This window comes from Microtetraspora glauca (assembly GCF_040656155.1).
Classification (GTDB): domain Bacteria; phylum Actinomycetota; class Actinomycetes; order Streptosporangiales; family Streptosporangiaceae; genus Microtetraspora; species Microtetraspora glauca.
In genome coordinates this window covers 578628-600771 of the sequence record NZ_JBFALK010000002.1, presented here as the reverse complement: position 1 = coordinate 600771, position 22144 = coordinate 578628, and the positions used below count along the sequence as shown (strand labels likewise).

Here is a 22144-nt window from a genome sequence, read left to right as displayed (position 1 = left end):
GCCGTGACTCCGAGAACCGCGCGAACGGCGCTGATCGGCCGGTCGGGCGAGCTCGACCGCTTGGTGCGCGTGCTCGACGCGGCGGAGGGCGGCCTGGCCGGGGTCGCGCTCGTGGGCGGCGACGCGGGGATCGGCAAGACCCGGCTGGTCACCGAGGTCCGCGATCTGGCCGAGGATCGCGGCTTCACCGTCCTCGTCGGGCAGTGCGCCGAGCTCGGCGACTCCCTGCCGTACCTGCCGCTCGTGGACGCGCTGCGCGGGGCGGCGGAGCCGGGCACGGCGGCCGACGGCGCGCTGAGCGCCTGGCCCGCGCTGCGGCGGCTACTCCCCGGCGCCGACCCGGGCGCGGCCGGGGCGGCGGCGGGCGCGCTCGCCCAGCAGCAGCTGTTCGGCTCGGTGCTGGGCTTCCTGTCCGAGCTGGCCGAGGGCCGCCCGGTGCTGTTCGTGTTCGAGGACCTGCACTGGGCCGACCGTTCGACCCGTGACCTGCTGGTCTTCCTCACCCGGATGCTCCAGCGGGAGCGGGTCGCCGTCGTCGGGACCTACCGGACCGACGACCTGCACAGGAAGCACCCGTTGCGGCCGGTCCTCGCCGAACTGCAACGGCTGCCGCTGGTCACCGCGACCGAGCTGCCCCCGCTCGCGAACGACGACCTGGCCGAATACCTCGCGACCATCGACACGACCCCCAGAAGCGTGCTCGGCAACGTGATCGGCGGAGTCGTCGAGCGCGCCGGCGGCAATCCGTTCTTCGCCGAGGAACTGCTCGCCGCGGCGGCGATGTGCGACGGGATGCCCGGCACCCTGTCCGACCTCCTGCTCTCCCGGGTGGAGGCGCTGCCCGACCAGGCACGCCACGTCCTGCGGGTGGCCGCGGTGGCCGGTCACAACGTCGATCACGACATGCTCAGGGACGCCACCGATCTCGGGGAGATCCCCCTGGAGGGCGCGCTGCGCGAGATCGTCTCGCGCGGCCTGCTGACCACGAACAGGAGCGGCTACGCGTTCCGGCACGCGCTGCTCCAGGAGGCGGTCTACGACGACCTGCTTCCCGGCGAACGGACCCGGCTGCACGGGACCTTCGCCCGCCTGCTCGCCGCCCGCGGCGCCTCCGCGGCAGAGCTGGCCCATCACTACCAGGCCGGACACGACCTGCCGGGAGCGCTCCGGGCGTCGGTCGAGGCGGGCCGGCTCGCGACCGAGGTGGGCGCGCCCGCGGAGGCTCACCGCCACTTCGACCGGGCTCTCGAGATCTGGGAGCACGTGGCCGACGCGGAGCGGCTCACCGGCACGAACGCCGTACGCGTCGCCCTGTCCAGCGCCGCGTCCGCCGCGGCCGCCGGGGACTACCGCCGCGCCGTGGCCCGGTTGCGGCGCCTGCGCCCGTCGCTGGACGATCCGCTCCTGATCTCCGAGACGGACGAGCGGATCGCCTACTACCTCACCGACTCCGACCTCGGCGCCGGCATGGTGGAGGCGGCGCGCGCCGCCGTCGACGTGCTGCCGCCCGGCGAGCCGACCCCCTTGCTCGCCCGCGCGCTGGCCACGTACGCCCGGGCCATGTTCGCCACGTCGGGCACCGCCGTACGGGACCTCGCGACCCGGGCGCTTGAGGCCGCGCGGGCGGCCGGAGCGCGGGACGCCGAGGTCAGCGCCCTGATCTCGCTGGCCATCGTGGAGGAGGCGACGGGCACGGTGGAACAGGTGGAGGAGCTGCTCGACCGCGCCACCGCGACGCGATCGGGCGACCTCAGCATCGACCTGCGCGCCGCCTTCCACCAGGCCCGCGTACGGTACGAGCACGGAGAGCTGGATGCCGCCGCGCGCACGGCGGACGCGAGCATCGAGCTGGCCGCGCGCACCGGCCTGACCTGGAGCACGTACGGCACGGACCTGCGCTTCCTCCAGTTCCTCATCCACTACGCGTCCGGTGACTGGGACACGGCAGAGCGTGTCGCGGCGGGGTTCGGCGTGCGCGTCGGCATGCCCGCCGAGGCGCACCTGTCGTCGTTCGCCCTATTCATCGAAGTCGGCCGGGGGAGCGACGCGGCCGACGATCGGCTCTCGTGGCTGCGGCCGTTCTGGAAGGCGGACGAGCGCGACGGCCAGGCCGACTACCTGGTGATCTACATGGCGCGCGGGCTGGCCGCCGAGCAGGCTCTCTGGCGCGGCGACCCGGAGACCGCCCTCGCCCATGTGACGGCTGTGGTGGACGCGCTCGACCCGTTCGATCCGGGGCTCATCCGGATCTGCGCGACCGGCCTGTGGGCGCTGGCGGAGGGCGCGGCGCCGCACGACGCCCGCGAGCGCGCCGACGACCTGATCGAACGGGCGCGCTGGTCCGCCGTGAACGGCCCGTACGGGCCACGCCTGGAACTGGGCCCGGAGGGCGCCGCCTGGCTGCTGCGGGCCGAGGCCGAATGGCACCGGGCCAAAGGGACGGCGGAGCCGGAGATGTGGCGGCGGGCCGCCCACGCCTTCGGGTTCGGGTTCGTCTACGAGGAGGCGCGGTCCCGCTGGCGGCTCGCCGAGTCCCTGCTCGACGCGGGCGACCGCGAGGCGGCACGGACCGAGTGGTCCCGGGCCGTCGAGACGGCCGACCGGCTCGGGGCCGCTCCCCTGCGCCGGGCGCTGGAGACGCTGGGCCTCCGAGCCCGTTTCGGCGCGGCCCGCCGCCCCACCCCCGCCGGCGGTGCCAGCGGTCAAGGTGCTGGGGGTCAAGGTGCTGGGGGCGGCCTCGACGCGCTGACCAGCCGCGAGCGCGAGGTGCTCGAACATGTGGCGGCCGGTCTGCCCAACCGGGAGATCGGCAAGCTGCTGTACATCTCGCAGAAGACCGTCAGCGTGCACGTCTCCAACATCTTGGCCAAGCTCGGCGTGGCCAGCCGTACCCAGGCGGCGGCGATCGCCCATCGGCAGGGAGCGGCCCCCGGCGAGTGACCCCGCGAGTGACCCGGTGCGATGATCCGCTGACTGATCCGCTGACTGATCCGCTGACTGATCCGGTGCGTGATCCGTCGTCTCCCCGGTTCACGCTTCACCCTGTCGTACCCGCTTGAAAGAATGCGACGGTAGCCCGAAAGAGGAGGTCAACGGTGACCCGCCAGATCACTTCCGTCATCGGTGGAAAGAACGCACCCGAAGGTTCCCCCTACTCGTCCACGAATCCGGCCCGGCCCTCGGAGGTCGTCGCCACGGTTCCGCTCGCGGACGCGGCGACGTTCGCCCGGGCGTGCCGTACGGCCGCCGCCGCGCAGAAGGAATGGGCCCGCGTGCCCGCGCCGGTGCGCGGCCGCGTGATCGCGTCCATCGGCCGACTGGTCGAGGCGAACACCGAGTCCCTGGCCCGGCTGGTGACCGAGGAGATCGGCAAGCCGTACGCCGAGGCGCTGGGCGAGGTCCGCGAGATCGTCGACACGTGCGACTTCTTCCTCGGCGAGGGGCGTCGCCTCTACGGCCAGACCGTGCCGTCGGAGATGCCGGACAAGAACCTGTTCACCTTCCGGGTCCCGGTCGGAGTCGCGGCCGTCATCACGGCGGGCAACTTCCCCGTTGCCGTCCCGTCGTGGTACCTGGTGCCCGCTCTGCTGTGCGGCAACGCCGTCGTGTGGAAGCCCGCCGAGTACGCCGCCGCGTCCGCGCACGCGCTGTACCGCCTGTTCGCCGCCGCCGGGCTGCCCGACGGCGTGCTGAACATCGTGTTCGCGGACGGCGCGCGGACGTACGAGGGGCTCGACCAGGCGCTGTCCGAGGGCACCGTGCACAAGGTCGGCTTCACCGGGTCCAGCGCGGTCGGGCGCAGCGTCGGCGAGCTGTGCGGGCGGCACCTGCAGTCCGCCTGCCTGGAGCTCGGCGGCAAGAACCCGATGGTCGTCATGCCCGACGCCGATCTCGACCTCGCCGTCGAGGGCGCGCTGTTCTCCGGGTTCGGTACGGCCGGGCAGCGCTGCACGTCCCTCGGCACGGTCATCGTCCACCGGGACGTCCACGACGAGTTCGTACGCCGGTACGTCCAGGCCGTACAGGCGGCGAAGATCGGCGACCCGAACGGCGACGTGCTCTACGGGCCGCTGCTCGACCACAAGTTCGCCGAGCGGTACGAGGAGTACCTCACCTGGGTCCAGCCGCACCACACCGTGCTGCCCGGCCCGACCGGCCGCATGGACGGCGAGGGCCTCTACTACCACCCGGTCGTCGTCGACGGAGTGCGCCCGGACGACCGGATCTTCCTTGAGGAGACCTTCGGCCCCATCGTCGGCGTGACCGCGTTCGACTCGCTCGACGAAGCGATCGAGCTGGCGAACAGGCCGGGCTACGGGCTGTCGTCGTCGATCTACACCACCGACCCGAAGGCCGCGTTCCGGTTCCGCGCGGGCGTGTCGGCCGGCATGGTCAGCGTCAACAACTCGACCTCGGGGGCCGAGGCGCACCTGCCGTTCGGCGGGAACGGCAAGTCGGGCAACGGCAGCAGGCAGAGCGGCGTCTGGGTGCTCGACCAGTTCACCCGCTGGCAGGCGATGAACTGGGACTACTCCGGCAAGCTGCAGAAGGCCCAGATGGACGTCGCCGACATCACGCCCGATCTGGCCTTCCGCCTCTGACACATCCGGACACCGCCAGACGTCACGTGGTGCCGTCGGGACCGCGGCGGCCGTCGTATCCGAGCAGCCGCATGGCGACCTCGGGATCCATGGCCGCCGCGAGGAGCTGCGCCCGCTCGGCCGCCCGGTCCCTGGCGTCCTCCGCCTGCCTGCGGCCCGCCTGCTGGGCGCGTACCACCGCGACGGCGACCACGATCAGGCCGAGGACGCCGAGGAGCGCGAGGAACAGCACCAGGGCGGTTCCCGGCGAGACGCCCTTCGCCGCCTCCTCCATGGCCCCGGCGGCGCCGCCCTGCAGGAGCGCCGCGCCGAGCAGGGCGATGACGACCAGCGCGATGATCCCGCCGATGGCCGCCCACAGCAGGCCGTGCGACCTGCCGCGCGGCGCCCCCGGCGGCGGGATCGCCGGTTCCGAGTGAGCGTCGGGTACGGACCCGTTCCGCGGCACGAGGTCCGGCTGGACGACGCCGTTGCCCCAGCCGTTCGTCGCGACCCGCACCGGCACGCCGGGAGACATGCCGGTCGTCATGGGGTGCGGCTCGTACGGGTCGTCGGCTCGTGGAGGCGCGAAGCTCGGCGAACCGGGCGGCACAGACGCGGACGCTGCGGACGACCCAGGCGGTCCAAGCGACCCGGGCGACCCGGGCGACCCCGCCCCCGGCGTTCCGGGGCCGGCGGAGGCCGGGCGCGCGGCCGCGACGACGGCCGACGGTTCGAGCTCCAGCACCCGTCCGGGCGCCGGCAGCTCCACCGGGACGGCGCTGTGGCTCCGGTGCGCGTCCGCCGCCGCCGTGTGGTACGCCTCGATCTCCTCGAAGAACTCGTCGGAGCCGTAGACGGTGCCGTCCACGAGCGGCCCGCGGGTCTTCTCGATGACCGCGACCACGTCGTCGCCGTTGAGCGTCTTGTGGTGCTCCAGGGCGTGCGCGACGCTCAGCACCTCGCGGCGGTTGTCCCTGAGCAGTTCGGCGGTCTTCTCCAGCAGCTGGTTCAGGTTGAACTCGATGCGCTCCGGGAGCATGTCGGGCGTCAGATCGTTCCCCGGCGACCTGGGCGTGCCGAGGAAGCCGATGCCTCCGCCCTGGCCGGGCGGATTCTGGGCCCTGCCCTCACGGATGCCGAGGTCCTGCAGGGCGGGCAGCGACGCGACGCCGATGCCCATGCCCCAGTGCGCCTCCATCAGCCCGGTCAGCAGCGTGGCCGACTGGAGGTCGCCGGAGACGCCGGAGGAGTTGTCCTCGCCGAAGAACATCCGCTCGCCCGCCAGCGAGGCGAGGGAGACCATGATGTCGGCCTCGTACTCCGACTTCCACCTGGTGAACTGGTCCTCCGGCTTGATGCTGGAGACCATGCCGAGGTAGTCGGCGCCCTTCTCGATGGTCGCGAGGTCGATCTCCAGGTGGTGCCGGGTGCGGTAGGCCACGACGGCGTGGCACGCCTCGTGCACGGCCACCGCGTGCCGTTCCCTCTCGATGTACTCGACGTCCTCCGGGGGCCCGAGCTGCTTGAGCCGCTTGGCCCGCATCACGTCGGACCAGGTGATCACGTCCCGGCCGTCCCTGATCGCGGTGATCAGCGACTCGTTGACGAGGTCCTTGATGGTCGCTCCGGTGGCGTACGGAGTGATCGTGGCCAGCTTGTCGACCTGCTCGTCGGTCAGCTCGTGCCGCACCTTGTCGAAGTATCCCTTGTAGGTGCGGATCCGGCCGTCCTTCGACGGATAGCCGACCTTGTAGATGCGGTCGATCCGGCCCGGCCGCAGCAGCGCCTCGTCCAGCGCCTCGGGCAGGTTGGTCGCCATCATGATCAGGATGCGGTACTTCGGCGGCGGCTTGGGACGCATGCCGAGCAGCCGCCGCACGTGCCGGTTGACGAACCCGCGCGGCTTCTTCAGGCCGGAGATCTCGGTGAGCAACGCCTGCAGCGTGCCCATGCCGCCACCGCCGCCGCCCATGCCGGCGCCGTAGACCAGGCGGCTGACGAGGGCGCCGGTCCTGGAGACCGGGGCGGCCGCCTCCGCCTGCCCCCGCCCGTGACCCTGCCCGTGACCGACCGCGTTGCGGCCGAGCAGCCATCGGGTCTCCTGGTCGAGGTAGGAGAAGCCGTTGCATCCCGCCTGCTGGAAGGGCGCGGGGACGGCCCGGCCCCATCCGCCCGGCCCGCCGGAGGCCAGCGCGCCCCGGTTGCCGAGGGAGTCGGCCTCGTCGAAGAAGACGATCACCCCGCCGTAGCGCAGCGCCAGCTTGCGGAGCTTCCTGAACAACGACTTGACCTTCAGCACGCCCACGCCGAAGAACATGTTGATGAACGCGCCGGGGTCCACGAAGACGTACGGCTTGCCGGTCGAGCCGGCGACCGCCTCGGCCATGAGGGTCTTTCCGGTGCCGGGAGGGCCCCACAGGAGGATGCCGCTCGGGACGTAGCCGCCCTTGTCCTCGATCTCGTCGGGCCGCTCGAGGAAGACGATGTTCTCCTTGACCCGCTCGACCACATGGTCCTGGCCCCACACGTCGGCGAAGCGCGTCTTGATGTCGTCGGGGAAGTAGACGTCCACGCCGCCGCGTGAGAGGAACCAGAAGATGGCGGCGAACTGGCCGACGGCCAGCAGCATGTAGAGGAGGACCTGCAGGACCGTCGGGAGATATCCCACCGCCTGGGCCGGCGCCTGGATCAGTGCCTCCAGGGGCGAGGTGTCCCCCAGCTTGCCGAGCACGACGGCGATGACGGCGATCCAGATCGTCCACTTCAGCGCCCGGGCCAGCCGGAAGCGGGTCCAGTCGCTGAACCTGCGGCGGGTCCAGCGGTTCCATCCGCCGAAGACCTTCTTCGTCCAGAACCGGTGGTATCCGGCGGACCTCTCGCTGATCAGGAAGTGGAGTTGCCTGATCAGCTCCAGGCCCGCCAGCCACAGGATCCAGGTGGACTCCTCAGCCGTCTTGGTGACCGCGTCCCGCACCGGGATGATCCCGGGGAAGCTGCCGTAGGTGTTCATCACCAGGACGCCGAACAGCACCGCGAGCAGGACCAGGAACTTGGCCCGGTCCCAGAAGGGAAGCCGTTTCCTGGTCAGCGGGTCGCGGTCCACGGGGCCCGAGCCGGGTTCGCGCAGCCCCTCGGGCTGGTGTGCCGTGTTCATCTGAGGGGCTCCTTCACGAGGTGAGTCGCTTGACCTTGAAGGACTGCGCGACTTGGTCGATCTCCTTGGTCCGCTTCCTGTAACAGGCGGCCGTACAGCGGATCAGCAGCGTGGACACGTGCGTGCCGTCGGCGGAGAGGTAGGCCGTCTCGTCGAACGTCTGGACCGGCCCGCCGAGCAGGCGGTAGTTGAAGATCGCCCGGATTCCGCGGACACCGTCCTTCACCGGCAGCACCTGGTCGGTCAGCAGCTCGAAGTCCTTGAACGGCGAGGCGGACGACGATTCGAGCTGCTGCCGTGCCTCGGTGCTGAGCGCGACGGGGAGACCGGAGGAGTTGCGCAGCACGTTGAGCGACACCTCGTTCCGCTGTGACGGGGTGAGGGTCTGCACCTTCGCCATGACGAACGGCTGGTCCTCGACCAGTGAGCCGGGGACCAGCAGGTGGTCGGCGGACGGCCGTGAGTGGGCGTCGAACCCGACCGTCCAGGTGAGCTGTTTCTGGAGCCGCGCGGTCTCGGACTGGAGGTCGCCGAAGACCTTGTTGTCGAGCGACGCCTGATCGACCTTGCGCCATTCCGAAGGGACTTTGAAGTATGTCGCTCCGTCGTCGTCACGTACGTACGTGAACTGGGAGCCGGCGCAGCCTGACAGCCCTGTGAGCAGTGCGGAGGCTGTCGTTACCGCCACCATTCCGGACCTAACCCGCGATCTTTCCACCAGGGCCCAACCTCCGCTTTGCGGGTGTACGAGGTAGTAGTGCCCGTTTTCCGAGTATCCATCTCGACATCGGCGATGGTCATCTGGGAAATCTTGCCCAAATCTTGGCCATATCTTGGCTTTGCCTGTTATCCACCACTAAACGATGAACGCGTCAACTCGATCATGTAACAGGGGATGACTGATCGCGTGAGATAGTGCTACAGATCGGAGAGCGCGACGAAAAATGACCTATCGCGAGCGCGCGAAGTGGCCAAGGATGGAGGGGGCGGGGGTGCCGCTCGCCGGGCTCGCCACAGACGCACAGCCGACGGACTTGGAGCACTTCTATGAGCGACAGCGTGGACGACCTTGACCGTTGGGCTCGCGGACTGGAGATCATGAAGCGCGTGAACGGATGGGACCATCCCGACGACGCGCCCGGCGAGTTCTTCGGGATGACGGTGGAGCATCTGTTCGCCGAGATCTGGTCGCGCGACGTGCTCTCGGTCAGGGAGCGGCGGTTGCTGCTGCTCGGCCTGCTCGTCGGCCAGGGGCTCGACGACGCCCTGCGCGTCCAGCTCGACACCGCGCTGCGCACCGGGGAGCTGACCCCCACGGAGCTCCGCGAGGTCGTCGTGTTCCTGACCCACTACGCCGGCTGGCCGCGCGGCGCCCGGCTCAACTCCCAGGTCGAGGAGCTGATCGAGCGGTCGGCAGGGGATTGACGCCTGGACCGGTCCCCGCCCGGCGAACCCGCGCGCCGGACGCCGGCCGGCGCGGCTCCGGACGGTGTGCCACAACAGTCCGCGCTCGTATCCTCATTGTGTTTCGGAAATAACTCGATGCGGCCGTGTCCGCCTTTTCCGCGGTCGACCGAATCAATCGCCGACCGGAACAGGGGCGTCACCACCCGGCGACACACCTCGGCACCACCTCCTTGACTGAAAAGCAGCGGAGCGATCCAATGCGGACAGGCGTGCGCGAAGACGCATGACCATCGATCCAAGGAGGGGTACCGAAATGGATATCAGCTACCACGAAACCCAGGATCGCCTGACAAGCCGTATACGCGCGCACAAGCTGTTCGGCAACTTCGATATCACCGACTGGATCGACGATTTCCTCGGCCATCGCCCACGCGTGAACGTTCTCGACCTCGGGTGCGGCGACGGGAACCACATCGACCTCTACCTGCGACACGTCGGCGACGATGGAACGGTCACCGGCGCCGACCGGGACGAAGCGCTGATCAACCGGGCCAAGGCTCGCTACCTTGACGTGGAGAACCTTTCCCTGCGCGTCGGCTCCATGGATGACGCCCTGCCCTTCGAGGACGGCGCGTTCGACCTCTGCATGGTGACTTTCGCCGTATACAACGCCAGGGACGCGGAATTCACCCTCCGTGAACTGCATCGTGTACTCGACAAAAACGGCGAACTCGTCATGATCGGGCCTACTGCCAACAATGTGGCAGAGCTCTACGAATTCAACGAGAAGGTGACCGGGCGGAAAGCGGACGAGAAGACACTGCGTCGATCGGAGCGGATCGTCAACGAGTTCCTGCCTCTCGCTCTGGGAATGTTCGGCAGCGTCCGGGCAGAGGTCATCAATTCCGTGCTGACCTTTCCGAACCGGGACGAGTTCCTCCGCTACTTCTGCTCGACCCTGCTCTATGAGGAGATCGCCGAGCGCGAAGGCCACTCGCTCGACGACCTCAAGGCGTACTGCCCTCCGAGCGGTGCGATGCCGGTGTCCAAGGAGATGGTCGCGGTGGTGGCCACGAAGTCCGCCTGAGCGGCGCCACCCTCTACTACAGATCACACGGGGAACATCATGATCAACTGGACGGACCAGCGGCTTCTGGTGGTCGCTCCGCATCCGGACGACGAACTCCTGGGCTGCGGTGGCCTCATCAACCTGGTGAAGCGATCGGGCGGACAGGTATTCGTGCTCTTCGTCACCGTCGGCGACACGAGAGATTTCTCGCAGGCGGGACAGTCCACCGGATCGGAGCGCGAGCGCGAGATCGAGGAGGTGGTCAAGCACTTCGGTGTGGACGGCCACCACATCGCGCTGCGGGGCAGCGACTACCACCTGCGGCTCGACCATCTGCCGCGGCAGCGTCTGATCGACCTTCTCGAACGCGACAGTCCGCTCTCCTTCTCCGAGATCCGCCCGTCCGTGGTGCTGCTGCCGGAGATCACCAGTTACAACCAGGACCACAAGAGCGTCGCGCACGCGGGAATCACCGCGTTGCGGCCAGGGCCACGGGATGAGCGTCATCAACCCGACATCGTCCTCATGTACGAGGAGGTGGCGGACGGCTGGAGCGGCGAGAGCATCTCGCCGCGCAACTTCTACGTCGGCATCGAGCCGATCGACCTCGATCAGAAGATCGAGGGGCTGCGGCGTTACGCGAGTCAGTGGCGAACGCATCCCCATACCCGTTCTGAGGAGGCGCTCCGCGGCCTCGCCGCGGTACGCGGCGTCCAATGCGGGCAGCCCCTGGCCGAAGCCTTCACCTGCCTGCGGTTCACCGCCTGAGGCGAACGGTCACGAACATCCGGCGGCCCCGGCGGGCCCGCGCTCCCACCAGGAGTCGCGGGCCGGCCGGGGCCGCCGCTCTGTGGCGTTGGGACTAGTCTGCCGTCATGCCCACCGCACTCATCACCGGCGCGACCGCCGGAATCGGCGCGGCCTTCGCCCGCCGCCTCGCCGCCGACGGCTTCTCCCTCGTGCTGGTCGCCCGTGACGCGGCCCGTCTGTCCGCCTCGGCGGGAGAGCTGCGCAAGCGGTACGGCGTGGCGGTGGAGGTGCTGCCCGCCGACCTCTCCCTCGACGAGGGCGTGACGAAGGTCGAGGAGCGCCTCAGGCAGGGTGTCGACCTGCTGGTCAACAACGCGGGGTTCGGGCATCCCGGCGCTTTCCTCGACGTCCCCGTGGACGAGGAGGTGACCATGCTCCGGGTCCACTGCGAGGCGGTGCTGCGGCTCACGCTGGCCGCGCTGCCAGGGATGCGGGCACGCGGCCGGGGAGCCGTGATCAACGTGGCGTCGGTGGCGGCGTTCTTCACCCGCGGCACCTACAGCGCGTCCAAGGCCTGGGTGGTCAACTTCAGCGAGTCCGTCGCCGCCGAGGCCGGCGACCGCGACGTGCGCGTCATGGCCCTCTGTCCCGGATTCGTCCGTACGGAGTTCCACCGGCGGGCCGCCATGGACGTGTCCGGCATCCCGGGCTTCCTGTGGTTGTCGGCCGACCGGGTCGTGGCCGAGGCGATGCGCGACCTCGCCCGCGGCCGGAGGGTCAGCGTTCCCTCGGCCCGCTACAAGGCGATCGTGTCGATCGGCAAGCTCGTCCCGCGGAACCTCGTCGGGCAGGTCTCCGCCCGCATCGGGCGCCGCTGACCCGGACCGCCCGTCACCTCGGCAGCTTGGCCGGTATCCGGTACACCGCGTAGTCGCCGGAGCGGAAGCGCAGGTTCGCGGCGTCCCCGATCGGCGGTGACCGGCGCTCTTCGACGACGAGCCAGCGGACCCCGAAGCGGTCGCGCAGGTACTGGAAGGCCGCGGCCGACGGGCGGCGGAAGGCCGCGTCGTTCAGCCGGAGGCGCTCGGAGTCCCAGAACGGGAGCCGCAGCACCGACTGGCCGGGCCGCCAGCGGTCCATGTTCGTCAGCGTGTACGCCCATCCCTCGACCAGCGCGCGCCGCTCGGACAGCGCGGTCACCCAGAAGTGGCGGCTGTCGCAGGGGTCCTCACGGCCCCAGACGCAGTGCGCGTTGGTGGCGACCAGGTCCTCCGGCCGCGAGTGGGCGCGCAGCCACCGCCCGGCGGCGAGCGCGCCGCGCGGCACCTTCTCCCTGTCGGGGTGGACCACCCGCGCCGCGGCGGGGTCGGCTCCGGGGTCGTCGCCGAGCGCGAGCGCGCGCGCCTGCCAGGACGCCGGGACGCCCATGGCCGCGACCATGGACAGCGCGAGCGACCAGGCGCGCACCCTGCGCCGCCGCAGCGCGAACGCGGCCGCGGCCGCGAGGATCGCGACGGCGAACACGACGGCGAACGGCAGGTAGAGCGCGGCCTCGGCACGGCCCGGCCCCAGCGGGACGACGACGCCGGACAGCACGCGGATCAGGTGCGCGACCACCAGCCCCGAGGCGACGGCGCCCGCGACCGCCCAGCGCGACGGCCGCTCCCCCTTCGTCACGACCAGGAACCCGTACGCCGAGAGGATCGCGAGGTACGGATAGATCGCCTGAAGGAAGTACCCCTCGTTCAGGTAGGTGCTGCCCAGCAGGAGCACGGCGCCGACGCCCGCCGCGCACATGCCGAGCATGAGGACGACGGGCGGCCCCAGGAGCAGCCGGGGGCGGCGCAGCAACCCCGCGATCCCGCACCAGGTGACCGCCCAGCAGATCAGGTAGACCGCGGTCATCCCGGCGAGGGAGGCCGGTGACGGCTGCGCCGCGTCGCCCAGCCCTGCGAGCTTCACCCACGTCGTGCGCACGAAGGACAGCGGGGCGACGATCACCCCCTGGCGGCCGCCGCCGTACAGGACGACCTGCGCGAAGGCCAGGCACGCGACGGTCATTCCGAGCGTGGCGAGCACGGCCCACGGCGGACGCCGGTCCCGGACCGCCCGCACCGCGCCGACCACGACCAGCCCGGCGAAGAGCAGCGGCAGATGGGTGGCCTTGGCCCCCATGACGGCGATCAGGAGGACCGCCAGCAGGACCCACGCGCCCCGGCCGCCGCGCCCCTCCAGGAGGTCGGCGAGCACGAGCACGACGGCCGCGAACAGCAGCGCCCCGAACATCTGCGACGGGCTGCCCCATCCGCTCGGCTGGAGGCCGTTCCACAGGAGCAGCCCGTCGGTGTTGGCGTACAGGCGCGGCATGGACACGAAAAGGGTTCCGGCGACGGCGAGCGCCGCGGCGACCCGCGATCCGGTGACGCGGTGCCCGATCATCCCGATGAGCGCGGCGAAGGCGGCCAACATCGGCAGGACGGCCAGGCGGAAGAGCAGCACCATCGGCTCGATGCCCGTGACCCAGCTCGACGACGCGAGGTGGGCGTAGACGAACCAGTGGTAGAGGAGCGGCTCACCGGCGACCGTGGGCTCCTCCGGCGGCATGTGGTGCTTCAGCTCGCCGACGAGGCCCAGGTGGTAGGGCATGTCGAAGAGGGAGGCGCCGGCCCGGGGCCAGGTCAACGCGTTCGCGTCGAAGAAGCTCGTGGCGCTCCACCAGGTGAGGTAGACGACGACCAGCGCGAGGAACCAGGACCACCACCGCGGCGCGGCGGGCCCCGGCGGCACGCGCCTCCAGTGGCGGCGCAGCCGTGGGACGGCCAGGAAGGCGGCGTAGACGGCCGCCGGCCAGAGCAGGACGAGCAGCGGATGGCCCGCCGCGCGGGCGGCGATGTACGCGGGCACCTCGATCGCGTATCCCAGCGTCACGCCGAGGGCGAGTTCCTCCCCCGCCGTGCGGCCGGCGTCCTTCCCATCACCTCTGACCGCTCCGTACAGCGCCCTGACCAGCAGGACGCCGGGGAGCGCGAGGGCCAGCGCGAGATAGAGCCCGAAGACGGCGAGGTCCCGGATCGACACACCGTTGAGCCCCAGCACCGCGGCCGCGAACACGAGGGCGAGCGCCGCGGGCGCCCACCGGGCCAGGCGGGATCTCCGATGCCGTCCGGCGCGCCTTCCCCCGCCGATGGACGGGCCCGCCGCGATGGTCCTGACCATGCGGAGAGTCTGGCGGCGGGCGCGTCCTCGTGCCGTCGTCTTTGCCAGTACTTCACCCGGCGGGGGGCGGGTCAGAGCCGTTCGACGTTGAAGCCCCTGCAGCGGTCGCGGGTGTCGAAGACGAAGGTGCCGGCGCGTTGGACCAGCTCGTAGTCGAAGCAGTCGTGGTCGGTGAGGACGACGACCGCGTCCGCCCGGGCCAGCTCGTGGTAGGACGCCTCCGCGAGCTCGATCCCGGCCGGCAACCGGCCGAGATCGATGTGCGGATCGGCGGCCCGCACCTCCGCGCCCAGCTTCGTCAACGCGCGGGCCACCTCGATCGCGGGAGACTCCCGGCAGTCGCCCGCGTTCTTCTTGTACGCGAGGCCGAGCAGCAGCACGCGGCTGCCCTTGACCGGCTTGAACCGCTGGTTGAGCGCGAGCGTCAGCCGGTGGACGACGTGCTCGGGCATGTGGTCGTTGACGTCGTTGGCCAGCTCGACGAACCGGAAGTTGTGCCCCAGGCTGCGCTTGACCTTCCAGGACAGGTACGACGGGTCGATCGGGAGGCAGTGCCCGCCGACTCCCGGTCCCGGGGTGAAGCGCATGTAGCCGAACGGCTTGGTCGATGCCGCGTCGATGGCCTCCCAGACATCGATCCCGAGCTGCTGCGCGAAGATCGACAGCTCGTTCACCAGGGCGATGTTGACGTGCCTGAACGTGTTCTCCAGGAGCTTGCACAGCTCGGCCACCTGGAGCGACGACACCGGGACGACCTGCTCCACGATGGCGCAGTAGAAGGCCCGGATCCGGGCGAGGGACGCCTCGTCGAGGCCGGAGACGACCTTCGGGGTGTTCTCCAGCCGCCAGCGCGCGTTGCCCGGGTCGATCCGCTCCGGGCTGTAGCCGAGGCAGAAGTCCTCGGGGGCCCGCAGCCCCGACCCTTCCTCCAGGATCGGACGAAGGTACTCCTCGGTGGTCCCCGGATAGGTCGTCGACTCCAGCACCACCAGGGAGCCATGCCGTACGAACGGGGCGATCGACCGGCCGGCCGAGGCGATGTGGCGCAGGTCGGGTGCGCCCTCGCTCAGTGGCGTCGGCACCGTGATCACGCAGACGTCGAACCCCTCGGCGCCCGCGTAGTCCGTTGCGACGTGATACCGGCCGGACCGGTGGGCGGCGGCCAGCACGTCGTCACCGATGTCCTCGACGTAGCTCTCGGCGGCGTTGAGGCGTTTCACCCTCCACTCGTCGAGGTCGATCCCCACGACGTCGAACCCGGCCTCGACCGCCCGCATCGCGAGCGGCAGGCCGACGTATCCCTGGCCGATCACGACCAGCTTCTCTCCCACTTCCAAGGACCCCCGTCATTTTCCAGATCAGATGTCCCGACTCTAGAAGTCGGGAGATCCCGAACCCCCGAAGGCAGATTCGGCGTGTCGCCTGCCATGCCCGGCATCGGGCGAACCGCCGTCGCAGCTTCGCCTCGCGGACAGACGCAGTCGACTTTCGAACAAAGGGGCTGTTTCGCGAGGGAAGAAACGCGCGGAGGTCTGCCCCGGCGTCGAGGCGCTGCGGCTTTTCCCCGGCGACAAGCGCCGAGGAGATCGAGGCGTACTTCGCACAGTTGCAGAACCGGAAGAAGCGCCCCGTCGGCGAGGACCGCGCCTCCGCCACCATCTGCGATGGCAGCAGCAGCCGGGCCGAGCGGTCCACGGCGTGAGTCCGGATCGTGTGGCCGAGGCGACTTCCGATCCCGGTAAACGCCCAGCAAGGAGCCCGACGCTTATCGGCAAAATCGACGGGGCGCGCGGGCCCGTTGATCGGTTTCCCCGTAAATTCGAACGGTCAACCGGTCGCCGCCGCCATAGGTTCTTGTCGACCCCTCCACGGAGGCGGCTGATGTGCCCACAGGTGACGTCCGTCACGGCCATGTCGCCGGTAGGAGCCCCGCCCGAAGTGAGGGGGCCACAGAATCGCCGTGCGCGCCGGACACAAACCCACGCCGAACAATACGGAAGCGCGAATCGAATGAAGCGAGTTGCGATAGTGCAATCGAACTATATACCCTGGAAGGGATATTTCGATCTCATCGCCCATGTCGACGAGTTCATCCTGCTCGACGACGTGCAATACACCAACAGGGATTGGCGTAATCGCAACCGCATAAAGACGGCCACGGGCCCCATATGGCTCTCGATTCCGATCGAACACGGAGGCCGGAGCCAGCTGATCAACGAGGCGACCGTCGCCAGCCGGTCCTGGAATGTCAAACATTGGCGATCACTCACACACGCCTACCGGAGGAGCCCCTACTTCGACGAGTACGCCACGGCTCTGGAAAAAATGTACCGAGAATGCGAAGGAAGCAGGATGTCCGAAATAAACAGACACTTCCTCGAAGGGCTCTGTTCGATCCTCGGCATTCAGGCCAACCTGCGTCAGTCCACCGACTACGGTGCGACGGGATCCAAAACCGAGCGTCTCGTCGACCTGTGCCGGAAGTCGGGAGCGACCCGATACATCACCGGCCCGGCCGCTCGAGCCTACCTCGACGAAACCATTTTCCAGAATGCGGGAATCGAGACTCAATGGTTCGACTACTCGGGCTATCCCGAGTATCCGCAACTCCACCCGCCCTTCGACCATCACGTGAGCGTTCTCGATCTCATCTTCAACACCGGGCCGAACGCCAAGAGGTATCTGAAGATCGCCACTTCGACGAGGGTGCCGTGAAACGTCGTCACTACAGCCCGCGCTACCGCAGGTGCCCACCCGACCGGGCTTTCATGATCTTTATATGCCAGTTGTAGATCGAGACGAGGAGACGGCCAACCGCCGGACCCTCGGCGAGGCGATCGGCCACCGCGGCCCACACGTGCTGTATCACTTCTCGTTCCTGGCCCGCTGAAATGACAACGCCGTACGCGACCGGGTCGCCACCTGGGCAGTCGATCAGGTGGTGACCTGAACGCGGTACTCGTCATCGACGAGACCGGTGATGGGAACAGCACCCAAGCTGTGGATGCGGCCGATGTACTCCCCCAGAACCCCCGAAGGCGATGAGTTGGGCGGCGGAAAGGAGCGCCACCATCGAGGCGATGGTGGCGAATCCCGCGGCCGTGGTCTCCCCTGCCGCGAAACCGCGGCGAAACGCCATAGAACGGCCGCGCCCAGCAGGAGCCCGAAGATCCCGACGAGCAGTGGCAACGCGGCGCGGCGGGCGTTCACCGTCCGAGCGCGTTGCTCCCGAGTCTCCGCGTCAGTCATTTCTCGCCGACCATCACACGCGTCCGACGGTCACTCCGGGATCAGCTCCAGAAAGAGGCGGATCACGGTGCCGTCGAGCGTGCGGAGTCGCACGCAGTTGTCCCGGTTGAAGCACCGGCCCCGCATGATGTCCACCATTCGCCCGACCGTCATGATCTGGTCCGGGTCAAGGTACCCGAGTGCCTCGAACTCGCTGGTCGTGTGTGCGGTGGCCTTGTCGTGGTCCTGTTCCTTCGGTGTGAGCGCGTTCGCGCACAGCAGCGGCCACGAGCGCCGGAACAGTTCGACGGCGGCGTCCTCGACCTTTCGGTAGAGCGAACCGCCCGTGTCGTGCGGGTGGACCGGAACCTCTTCCTGCGCGAGCACCGGACCCGTGTCGACTCCCTCGTCGACCATGTGCAACGTCGCACCGGCCGGTGTGCCGTCGATGATCGACCAGATCGCCGTCCGCCGCCCCCGGTTGTATGGGAGCAAGGAGGGATGGAGGTTGACGATCCCACGCGGAAACGCGTTGATGAGCTCCGACGTGAATATGTGCGCGAAATACAGGGAGATCCCCAACTCCGCGCCGAGCGCTGCGATGCGGCGCGCCGCCTCTCCGTTCCTGAGCATGTCCCCGGTGAGGACGAGGCCCGCTCGCTCCAGGTCGGGGAACAGGCTCCTGATCTCGCCTGCCCGACGCTGCTGACCGGGAGCGTTGAGGACGACCGCGGCGACCTCCGCGTCCGGCCTGCCATGAAGCCACGTCGCGATCTCAAGACCAGTCCGGTCATTACAGAATAGGACGATCCGCATGTTTTGTTCCCTGGAAATTAGCTTGGTAATTGTGCGAGAGCTGAGCGCTCCGAGCCGTCAACGCACTGCGCCCAGTGGCCCGCAGCGATAGGGCCCCAGGGCGCGCGCGTGAATTCCGTGATCGGTTCTACCGCTGTGCCGGCATCCGCATGGCGGACGACCACAACCGCCCTGACGATCAGGAGGTCGTGGCCCTGAGCCCGCGCCACCAGTCCTCGTGGTCGCGATACCACCGCACGACCTCGGCGAGCCCCTCGTCGAAGTCGACCAGAGGCTCGTAGCCGATCGAACGGATCTTGCCGGAGTCGACGGAGTAGCGCAGGTCATGGCCGAGCCGATCCGGCACGTGCTCGACCATCTCCCAGCCGACGCCGAAGGCATCGAGCAGCCGGCGGGTCAGCTCCAGGTTGGTCAGCTCGACCCCGCCGCCGATGTTGTAGACCTCTCCCGCGCCGCCCTTGTCGACCACGGTCTGGATGCCCCGGCAGTGGTCGTCGACATGCAACCACTCGCGCACGTTGCGGCCGTCGCCGTACATCGGGACGGGTCGGCCGTCGATGAGGTTGGTGACGAAGAGCGGGATGACCTTCTCGGGGTACTGGTAGGGGCCGTAGTTGTTGGAACATCTGGTGACGCGGACGTCGAGGCCGTGCGTCCGATGGTAGGCACGGCAGAGCAGGTCGGCGCCCGCCTTGGCGGCGGAGTAGGGCGAGTTCGGCAGCAGCGGCTCGCATTCGGTCCACGAGCCCTCCTCGATCGACCCGTACACCTCGTCGGTCGAGACCTGGACGACCGTGCGCACGTCGTGGTCGAGTGCGGCCTGGAGCAGACACTGCGTGCCCTGCACATTGGTGACCACGAAGTCGCCCGCGCCGGTGATCGAGCGGTCCACATGCGTCTCGGCGGCGAAGTTGACGACGATGTCGTGGCCGGGCACCAACTCGGCGAGAAGGGCGGCGTCGGTGATGTCGCCGTGGACGAAGGTGAGCCGGGCGGCCCCCTCGACCGGCCGCAGGTTCGCCATGTTGCCCGCGTAGGTGAGCTTGTCGAGCACCGTCACATGGGCGTCCTCGTAGCCGGCGTACGCCCCGGTGAGCAGCGACCGGACATAGTTGGAGCCGATGAACCCGGCGCCCCCCGAGACCAGGATCCTCATGCGCGCACCTGAACCTTGCTGTGGTCTCCCACCATGAGCTGACAGGCGTTCGGCACTCCGGCCGCCTTCGTGACCTCGACATTACGGCCGATGAGGGAGCGGCTGAGCCCGCCGACGCCTCTGATGGCCGACTCGCCCAGGACGATGCTGTACTCCACCTCGGCCTCCTCCACCGTGCAGCCGTCTCCGATGGACGTGTAGGGGCCGATGTACGAGCGATCGATCTTGGTATCGGCGCCGATGACCGCGGGCCCACGGATCACGGAATTCTCCACGACGGCGCCGGGGCCGATGACGACCCGCCCGGTTATCTCGGAGAGCCCGTCCACCGTGCCCCTGCAGTCGTGCTCGATCGCCTCCAGCACGATCCGGTTGCACTCCAGCATGTCCTCCAGTCGGCCGGTGTCCTTCCAATAGCCGGTGACGAGATGTGACTGGACCCGATGGCCGGCGTCGATGAGCCACTTGATGGCGTCGGTGATCTCCAGCTCGCCCCGGGCGGACGGCCCGATCGCGCGTACGGCCTCGTGGATGGCGGGTGAGAACGTGTAGACCCCGACGATCGCGAGATCGCTGCGCGGGTTCACCGGCTTCTCTTCGAGCGCGACGATCTCCCCGTCCGGCCCGAGCTCCGCGACGCCGTAGAACTGCGGCTCCGCGACCCGGGTGAGCAGGATGCGGGCGTCGCAGTCGGCCGCGTCGAAGGCGTCGACCAGGCCGGTGATGCCGTCGATCAGGAAGTTGTCCCCGAGGTACATCACGAAGGGGTCGTCGGCGAGGAACTCCCTGGCGATCAGGACACAGTGCGCGAGGCCGAGCGGGGCCTCCTGCTCGATGTAGGTGATGTCGAGCCCGAAAGCCGAACCGTCGCCGACGGCCTCGCGGATCTCGTGCGCCGTGTCGCCGACGATGACGCCGACGCTGGTGATCCCCGCCTCACGGATCGCCTCGAGCCCGTAAAAGAGCACCGGCTTGTTCGCGACAGGAACCAGCTGTTTCGCCGACGTGTGGGTCAGCGGGCGCAGTCTGGTCCCCTTGCCGCCCGCCAGAACGAGTGCCTTCACCGCTCTTCGAGTCCTTCCATGCTTTTGGATCCCTCATTGAAGAACGCATGGCCGCAGCGACCATCTGACCGGTCGAAATTACCGGGGGCTCGAATCGAGAACGTCGCACCGCAGGCCGCTTTTGCCGAACGGTGTTGCACATGTTGCCAGGGCTAGACGTTGCCGACGCCCTCCCACTACCGGAAGGTCCATGCTCGGTGTATCGCGTAACTCAGCGGCGGACTCATCAGGATTATCAGGCCCTGCGCCACCATGATGGGAATCCCGGCAAACTCCACCAGAATGGGCAGGCCGATGACGGACAGGCCGAGGAAGCTCAGCCCGACGGCGTAGAAGCGCAGGTAACCGGACAGCCATCCCACGCCGGAGACCTTGAAGACCACCAGCCTATACGCCGGATAGACGAGCACCACGGTGATGAAGTGGCTGACCACGACGAGGAAAAGGTAGGGCACCGCATTCTTGGCGACCAGCAATCCTAGGCAAAGAAGAGCGTAATACACCCCGGCCGTCATGGCACCGGCCAGCAGGTATGTGATGCGCTGGCCGAGGAAAGCCGGGATCAGGGCCCGTCGCACCATCGGGTTCTCCCGGGCACTACGGCTTTTGAGTTCGAGCATATTGGGGCTACTCCGGATCTGCTGTCGACGGCCGATCAGGGGGAGTGTAATCGTCGGCGAGAATGAATCGGGGGATCAATGTCGGTGTCGGTGGTAATTCCGTGTTATCGCTCAGCGCGGACCCTTCCGCCGCTGGTCGCCAGGCTCATGCCGGTGCTGCGCGACGTGTCCCCCCGTCACGAGGTGATCCTCGTCGTGGACGGAAGCCCGGACGACACCTGGACCGTCGCCTCCGACCTGGCACGCCGGGTCGAGGGCGTGCGGGCCCTCCACCTCTCCCGCAACTACGGCCAGCACAACGCCCTGGTCGCGGGCATCAGGGAGGCCAGGTTCGACGTCGTCGTCACGATGGACGACGACCTCCAGCACCTGCCGGAGCAGATCCCCCTCCTGCTCGCCGCGCTCGAGGGCGAGCGCCTCGACCTGGTGTACGGCGTGCCGCACGAGGAGGAGCACGGATACCTGCGCAGCCTCGCGTCCCGCTCGATGAAGGCGGGGATGGCCGCCGCGCTCGGCATCCGCACCGCGCGGGCGATCAGCGCGTTCCGTGCCTTCCGCACCCGCCTTCGCGACGGCTTCGACGGGTTGTCCGGTCCGCACGCGTCCATCGACGTCGCGCTCTCGTGGGCCACTACCCGCGTCGACTCGGTGCGGGTGCGCATGAGCGAGCGCGACCACGGCCGATCCAACTACACACCCCGCCTGCTCGTGCGACACGCCGTCACCATGCTGGTCGGCTACAGCGCCGCTCCCCTGAAGGCGGCCAGCTACCTGGGGTTCCTCGCGGGGATCATCGGCCTACTGCTCGGCGCGGTCGTGCTGTGGAGGTTCGTCATGGGAGACACCACGGTGGCGGGGTTCACGACGATCGCCTCGATGGTCGCGCTCTTCTCGGCGGCGCAGCTCATATCCATCGGGGTGCTCGGCGAGTACGTCGGCCGCATCCACGGTGGCGGGATGGGCCGCCCGACCTATCTCGTACGCGAGCGGGCCGAGACTGCGGGCGACCGCACCGCCGGGCGGCTGTCCGACGACCTCGACGCTCCCGTGGGAGTCGGCTCCGGACCGGGTGACCGGTGAA

Annotated in this window: 16 protein-coding genes; 8 read left to right on the top strand and 8 right to left on the bottom strand. The window is 69.1% G+C overall.

Going from position 1 to position 22144, the window contains the following annotated elements; translation table 11 throughout:
* Positions 1–3: 3 nt before the first annotated feature.
* Positions 4–2940, top strand: coding sequence for a helix-turn-helix transcriptional regulator (locus tag AB0I59_RS05885; protein WP_358130471.1), 2937 nt, complete (start codon positions 4–6; stop codon positions 2938–2940).
* Between the two features lie 155 nt (positions 2941–3095).
* On the top strand, positions 3096–4601 hold the full coding sequence (locus AB0I59_RS05880) for an aldehyde dehydrogenase family protein (RefSeq protein WP_061255478.1): 1506 nt from the start codon (positions 3096–3098) through the stop codon (positions 4599–4601).
* A 22-nt stretch (positions 4602–4623) separates the two neighbouring features.
* Here AB0I59_RS05880 and AB0I59_RS05875 read toward each other — a convergent pair whose 3' ends face one another.
* Positions 4624–7737 carry an AAA family ATPase gene (locus AB0I59_RS05875; RefSeq protein ID WP_358130468.1) on the bottom strand — a complete coding sequence of 1038 codons (3114 nt, stop codon included), beginning with the start codon at positions 7735–7737 and terminating at the stop codon, positions 4624–4626.
* 13 nt (positions 7738–7750) lie between these two features.
* Positions 7751–8428 carry a hypothetical protein gene (locus AB0I59_RS05870; RefSeq protein WP_061255476.1) on the bottom strand — a complete coding sequence of 226 codons (678 nt, stop codon included), beginning with the start codon at positions 8426–8428 and terminating at the stop codon, positions 7751–7753.
* Between the two features lie 356 nt (positions 8429–8784).
* Here AB0I59_RS05870 and AB0I59_RS05865 point away from each other — a divergent pair, with 356 nt between their 5' ends.
* The 4 genes from AB0I59_RS05865 (at position 8785) to AB0I59_RS05850 (ending at position 11841) form a co-directional block, all read left to right on the top strand.
* Positions 8785–9162 carry a carboxymuconolactone decarboxylase family protein gene (locus tag AB0I59_RS05865; protein WP_063818751.1) on the top strand — a complete coding sequence of 126 codons (378 nt, stop codon included), beginning with the start codon at positions 8785–8787 and terminating at the stop codon, positions 9160–9162.
* A 295-nt stretch (positions 9163–9457) separates the two neighbouring features.
* Positions 9458–10231 carry a class I SAM-dependent methyltransferase gene (locus AB0I59_RS05860; RefSeq protein WP_061255475.1) on the top strand — a complete coding sequence of 258 codons (774 nt, stop codon included), beginning with the start codon at positions 9458–9460 and terminating at the stop codon, positions 10229–10231.
* A 39-nt stretch (positions 10232–10270) separates the two neighbouring features.
* A complete protein-coding gene (locus AB0I59_RS05855; protein WP_061255474.1) occupies positions 10271–10981 on the top strand; it encodes a PIG-L deacetylase family protein in 711 nt (236 codons plus the stop codon).
* A gap of 107 nt (positions 10982–11088) precedes the next feature.
* Positions 11089–11841: an SDR family NAD(P)-dependent oxidoreductase gene (locus AB0I59_RS05850; protein WP_358130465.1), complete on the top strand. Its 753-nt coding sequence runs from the start codon at positions 11089–11091 to the stop codon at positions 11839–11841.
* Positions 11842–11854: 13 nt separating this feature from the next.
* Here AB0I59_RS05850 and AB0I59_RS05845 read toward each other — a convergent pair whose 3' ends face one another.
* Positions 11855–14179 (bottom strand): hypothetical protein, encoded by a 2325-nt coding sequence (locus AB0I59_RS05845; protein ID WP_358130462.1) that lies wholly within the window; start codon positions 14177–14179, stop codon positions 11855–11857.
* A 71-nt stretch (positions 14180–14250) separates the two neighbouring features.
* Positions 14251–15510 carry a nucleotide sugar dehydrogenase gene (locus tag AB0I59_RS05840; protein ID WP_082776843.1) on the bottom strand — a complete coding sequence of 420 codons (1260 nt, stop codon included), beginning with the start codon at positions 15508–15510 and terminating at the stop codon, positions 14251–14253.
* 679 nt (positions 15511–16189) lie between these two features.
* Here AB0I59_RS05840 and AB0I59_RS05835 point away from each other — a divergent pair.
* Positions 16190–16894 (top strand): WbqC family protein, encoded by a 705-nt coding sequence (locus AB0I59_RS05835; protein WP_358130460.1) that lies wholly within the window; start codon positions 16190–16192, stop codon positions 16892–16894.
* Between the two features lie 564 nt (positions 16895–17458).
* Here the strand turns inward: AB0I59_RS05835 and AB0I59_RS05830 are convergent.
* The 4 genes from AB0I59_RS05830 to AB0I59_RS05815 all read right to left on the bottom strand — a co-directional run bounded on the left by AB0I59_RS05830 (position 17459) and on the right by AB0I59_RS05815 (position 21063).
* Entirely contained in the window at positions 17459–18223 is a 765-nt protein-coding gene (locus AB0I59_RS05830; RefSeq protein WP_358130457.1) for a methionyl-tRNA formyltransferase, read from the bottom strand.
* Positions 18224–18401: 178 nt separating this feature from the next.
* Complete coding sequence (rfbB, locus tag AB0I59_RS05825; RefSeq protein WP_061255469.1) at positions 18402–19379, bottom strand: dTDP-glucose 4,6-dehydratase; 978 nt, start codon at positions 19377–19379, stop codon at positions 18402–18404.
* Positions 19376–20443: a glucose-1-phosphate thymidylyltransferase gene (locus AB0I59_RS05820; protein WP_358130454.1), complete on the bottom strand. Its 1068-nt coding sequence runs from the start codon at positions 20441–20443 to the stop codon at positions 19376–19378. The genes rfbB and AB0I59_RS05820 overlap by 4 nt, the downstream gene beginning before the upstream one ends.
* A gap of 176 nt (positions 20444–20619) precedes the next feature.
* On the bottom strand, positions 20620–21063 hold the full coding sequence (locus AB0I59_RS05815) for a GtrA family protein (RefSeq protein ID WP_082776842.1): 444 nt from the start codon (positions 21061–21063) through the stop codon (positions 20620–20622).
* 78 nt (positions 21064–21141) lie between these two features.
* Here AB0I59_RS05815 and AB0I59_RS05810 point away from each other — a divergent pair, with 78 nt between their 5' ends.
* Complete coding sequence (locus AB0I59_RS05810) at positions 21142–22143, top strand: glycosyltransferase family 2 protein (RefSeq protein ID WP_358130452.1); 1002 nt, start codon at positions 21142–21144, stop codon at positions 22141–22143.
* Position 22144 lies beyond the last annotated feature (1 nt).

Excerpts from the sequence above, each read along its gene's own strand:
- AB0I59_RS05875 (WP_358130468.1), bottom strand. The coding sequence starts at position 7,737 with ATGAACACGGCACACCAGCCCGAGGGGCTGCGCGAACCCGGCTCGGGC.
- AB0I59_RS05870 (WP_061255476.1), bottom strand. The coding sequence starts at position 8,428 with ATGGTGGCGGTAACGACAGCCTCCGCACTGCTCACAGGGCTGTCAGGC.
- AB0I59_RS05865 (WP_063818751.1), top strand. The coding sequence starts at position 8,785 with ATGAGCGACAGCGTGGACGACCTTGACCGTTGGGCTCGCGGACTGGAG.
- AB0I59_RS05860 (WP_061255475.1), top strand. The coding sequence starts at position 9,458 with ATGGATATCAGCTACCACGAAACCCAGGATCGCCTGACAAGCCGTATA.
- AB0I59_RS05855 (WP_061255474.1), top strand. The coding sequence starts at position 10,271 with ATGATCAACTGGACGGACCAGCGGCTTCTGGTGGTCGCTCCGCATCCG.
- AB0I59_RS05850 (WP_358130465.1), top strand. The coding sequence starts at position 11,089 with ATGCCCACCGCACTCATCACCGGCGCGACCGCCGGAATCGGCGCGGCC.
- AB0I59_RS05845 (WP_358130462.1), bottom strand. The coding sequence starts at position 14,179 with ATGGTCAGGACCATCGCGGCGGGCCCGTCCATCGGCGGGGGAAGGCGC.
- AB0I59_RS05835 (WP_358130460.1), top strand. The coding sequence starts at position 16,190 with ATGAAGCGAGTTGCGATAGTGCAATCGAACTATATACCCTGGAAGGGA.
- AB0I59_RS05830 (WP_358130457.1), bottom strand. The coding sequence starts at position 18,223 with ATGCGGATCGTCCTATTCTGTAATGACCGGACTGGTCTTGAGATCGCG.
- rfbB (WP_061255469.1), bottom strand. The coding sequence starts at position 19,379 with ATGAGGATCCTGGTCTCGGGGGGCGCCGGGTTCATCGGCTCCAACTAT.
- AB0I59_RS05815 (WP_082776842.1), bottom strand. The coding sequence starts at position 21,063 with ATGCTCGAACTCAAAAGCCGTAGTGCCCGGGAGAACCCGATGGTGCGA.
- AB0I59_RS05810 (WP_358130452.1), top strand. The coding sequence starts at position 21,142 with ATGTCGGTGTCGGTGGTAATTCCGTGTTATCGCTCAGCGCGGACCCTT.